Here is a 3,641-nt window from a genome sequence, read left to right on the forward strand (position 1 = left end):
ACGATAATCTGTCAGTAGATAAAAATGCGACAGCGTGACTAGAGCCATGTCTAAATCATACCCAAGTGACTTGACTTTGGAACAATGGGAATTGCTATCGAGCTTCTATTCCACCAGAAAATTCAGCGTGTCGTCCTCGCTGTGTTGATTACAGTTCGGGGACACACTGTTATTTACATGCCCATCCTATAATCAGTAATGCCTTTGCCAAAACCTACCCTTTAAATTTACATCTAGCAGTATAGCGATCGCCTCTTCGACAGACAGTTAATAATCTAATGATGAAAGTGTGTTAGTGTACCTTAGTGTAAGTATCGCTTATTTCAATTGGTACGGAAATTTCTCTTACGTTGTTTGTGCCTTGCAACTTCTTTACGTTTGTGTTTTTCTAAAGGCGTTTCAAAGTGACGATGCTTTCTCATGTCTGGAAAAATACCTGCTTTAGAAACTTCTCTCTTAAATCGACGTAAGGCTGACTCAATTCCTTCATTTTCACCCACAAATACTCGGGTCATTTTCATCTCCTACTTAATTGGTACTGGGCATTTTAAGCTATCCCATAGACCGAAGCGCAAAAAGGGCAGATAATGAATCTGCCCTTAAGACGTTAAAACTTAGTTTTTAATCTTAAAGCTTAGTAGCGTCCTCGGTTGTATCCACCACCGCCGCCGCCGCGACGATCCCCACCACCAAAGGAACCACTTCTGTCTTCCTTGGGTTTAGCCTTGTTCACTTTGAGATCGCGTCCCATCCATTCAGCACCATCAAGAGCTTCAATAGCAGCTGTTTCTTCAGCTTCTGTACCCATCTCTACAAAAGCAAAGCCGCGTGGACGGCCTGTTTCACGGTCAGTAGGCAACTGAACCCGTTTTACAGAACCATGTTCAGCAAAAACAGATGTGAGGTCTTCTTGTGTGACCTCGTAGGATAGATTACCTACATAAATTGACATGCGTTATCTCCAAAATCATAGGTGTGTAGAGATTTAGATTTCGGAGACAAGCTTGTTAAGACCAAAAGGGAAAAGCCTGTCAATACTAAAAACAAACGCTGTAACCGAATTTTATTCTCACCTAATTACCTTAGCACATCATTGAGTTCTTACCCACCGTAACTTAGAAGTACTAAAGATTAGGTATGGGGCATTGGTTCTTCTCCTTGTCTCTCTGATCTTCTCTTACCCCTTAATGAGCAACTCCTAATATTGAGTAGCAGAGATTCCCCAATTAATTGCAAAATAAATGCAGTTAGTCATTGTTACTAATTGAAAATGCCGACTACACTTGCTGACGCACAAAATTTACTTTCTGACCTGATCGCCCGCTACTCTGAGCGTGTAGATTATCTGATGATTCGCCTTGAAGAAGCAGAAGGGACTGATATCTTGTTGCGTGGCGACAAGGTAGAAACCCTAAGCGAAGGCATCTCCATTGGTGGACATATTCGCGCTTGTTATAAAGGTGGATGGGGTTTGAGCTGCTTTAACCAACTGGCGACAATCGAAGATCGCATAGAAGAAGCGATCGCTGCGGCGCGGATGGTTGGTGATGAAGAAACTTTACTTGCACCTATTGACCCGGTGCAAGCAGTATGCATTCTACCCCTAAAAGGCACTGATCCCCGACAAATCCCACTCTCGAAGAAAAAACAATTATGCGATCACTATACTGAATTGCTCAAAAGTGTTGATCCCCGGATTACCACTACCTCGGTGCGTTACGGTGACAGCGCCCAAAAAGTGATCATAGCGACCTCAGAAGGCACTTTGATCGAGCAATCTTGGGTGGATATGGAAATGCGCTTTGCTGCTACTGCCAGAAATGGCGAAACCGTACAAACTGGACGGGAAACTACTGGCTCTCGCAAAGCTTATGAAGATTTAACTGATTTGGATGAACAGGTAAAAAGTTCGGCTCAAAGAGCGATCGCAGCTTTATCTCTGCCATCGGTAAAAGGCAACACTTACACCGTAGTCATTGATCCTATTCTTACGGGTTTGTTTGTTCACGAAGCTTTTGGACATCTTTCTGAGGCCGATATGGCTTACGAAAACCCCGATCTGTTGGAAGTCATGACCATCGGACGGCGGTTTGGCCCAGAAGAACTCCAAATTTTTGATGGTGCTGCCCCAGAGGGACATCGTGGTAGCTATTTTTATGATGATGAAGGCACGCCTGCTACTACTACTCAACTAATTAAAGATGGAGTTTTAGTTGGACGTTTACATTCTCGTGAAACCGCAGGCAAATTGGAGGAAGCGCCTACGGGGAACGCACGCTGTCTCAACTATCACTTTACTCCAATTGTGCGGATGACAAATACCTGGATTGAACGGGGTAACACATCAGTCAAAGACTTATTCACCGATATCAAAGAAGGAGTGTATGCCCGGAATTGGTTGGGTGGGATGACGAATGGAGAAATGTTCACCTTCAGTGCTGGGGAAGCGTGGATGATTAGGAACGGCAAAATTGCTGAAGCAGTGCGGGATGTAACGCTTTCAGGAAATGTATTCCAAACTTTAACGGGTATTGAGGCAATTGGTAATGATTTTTACTGGGATGAATCTGGCGGTTGCGGTAAGGGAGGGCAAAATGGTTTGTCAGTAGGTTGTGGTGGCCCTAGTCTGCGAATTCGAGATGTAGTGGTTGGTGGGGAAACGTAAACCTTACCCAACCGTTGTAGCATTAGGTCTGTATTATACAAGTTTGTAGTAAGCACTAAAGAACTAGGACTTACGCAACTGGCACAATGCGATGTTTAAGGATAAGCTATTGCACATTTAGGCATCAGCAAATGGGGGAAGGCTATGATTACCGGCGTTGCATAAATGCGGGATGAATCAGCTAAATACGGGTATTTGTCCATACTTCAGGTAGTGTAGTAACAATTTAATTGATAGCTTAAGCATATCTACAGATTTGGAGTAACATAATGTTTTGCGATGTAGACGTGCCAGATAATGGCGTAAACGTGTATTTTCTCCTTCAACTCTTGTCATATATGTTTTGCTAATAATATGGTCTCCTGGGTTAATGAAACTAGCGTAAACAGGCCATCCATCTGTGACGTAAAAATAGCATCCCCAGAAGCTAACAATATTCCATAAAGGTTTAAAGGTTTCTGCACTATGGTCTCCTACAACCCAAGCCAAAATTCCTCTATTAAAGTGATCTAACGCTGTCCATATCCAAATTTTGTTTTTTTTGACCGCACAAAAGTTTCCAGTTCATCTAATTCCCCAACGGATGGTGTTTTATCTGTTGGCGGTGCCTCGGGTAACTTTTCGCCGATTTGTTTTACCCAGTTGATTATCGTCGTGTGATAGCGAAGCGTTAGCGAGTCCGCGAGCGTCTGAACTCCTGTTTGACGTTCAATTGCTCTAAAACCTGCACCATTAACGTATGCTTTTAAGCATTCTATTTTTTTCTCATCTGAGTATCCTTTTGGTGGGCTGTAGACATCAATGAATTGGCGATCACAATTAGTACAGATGTGATTTTGTTTACCTCGCCGCCACCCATTTTTCCTAATTTCAGTAGAGCCGCAGTATGGACAATTCACAGTCAGTAGACCGAAAAGTTCTGCGATGCCTTCGGCGGGCGTAGCCATCGCTAAAGAAAAGAATAGTAGTCTCTGAT

4 protein-coding genes are annotated in these 3,641 nt (G+C 43.3%); 1 reads left to right on the top strand and 3 read right to left on the bottom strand.

Annotated elements, in window-relative coordinates:
- Positions 1–323 precede the first annotated feature (323 nt).
- On the bottom strand, positions 324–515 hold the full coding sequence (rpsU, locus tag RMZ43_RS35850; RefSeq protein WP_322646030.1) for a 30S ribosomal protein S21: 192 nt from the start codon (positions 513–515) through the stop codon (positions 324–326).
- Positions 516–634: 119 nt separating this feature from the next.
- Entirely contained in the window at positions 635–952 is a 318-nt protein-coding gene (locus RMZ43_RS35855; protein ID WP_322646031.1) for an RNA recognition motif domain-containing protein, read from the bottom strand.
- Between the two features lie 318 nt (positions 953–1,270).
- On the opposite strand from RMZ43_RS35855, the gene RMZ43_RS35860 reads away from it, so the two are divergent.
- Positions 1,271–2,665 carry a TldD/PmbA family protein gene (locus RMZ43_RS35860; protein ID WP_322655646.1) on the top strand — a complete coding sequence of 465 codons (1,395 nt, stop codon included), beginning with the start codon at positions 1,271–1,273 and terminating at the stop codon, positions 2,663–2,665.
- A 177-nt stretch (positions 2,666–2,842) separates the two neighbouring features.
- Here the strand turns inward: RMZ43_RS35860 and RMZ43_RS35865 are convergent.
- Positions 2,843–3,564, bottom strand: a protein-coding gene (locus RMZ43_RS35865) for an IS1 family transposase (protein ID WP_322655647.1) whose coding sequence is annotated in 2 segments (ribosomal slippage) — positions 2,843–3,213 and positions 3,213–3,564 — 723 coding nt in all. Because the reading frame shifts where the segments join, the coding sequence is not laid out codon by codon here.
- Between the last annotated feature and the right edge of the window lie 77 nt (positions 3,565–3,641).

This window comes from Nostoc sp. CmiVER01 (assembly GCF_034531135.2).
Classification (GTDB): domain Bacteria; phylum Cyanobacteriota; class Cyanobacteriia; order Cyanobacteriales; family Nostocaceae; genus Nostoc.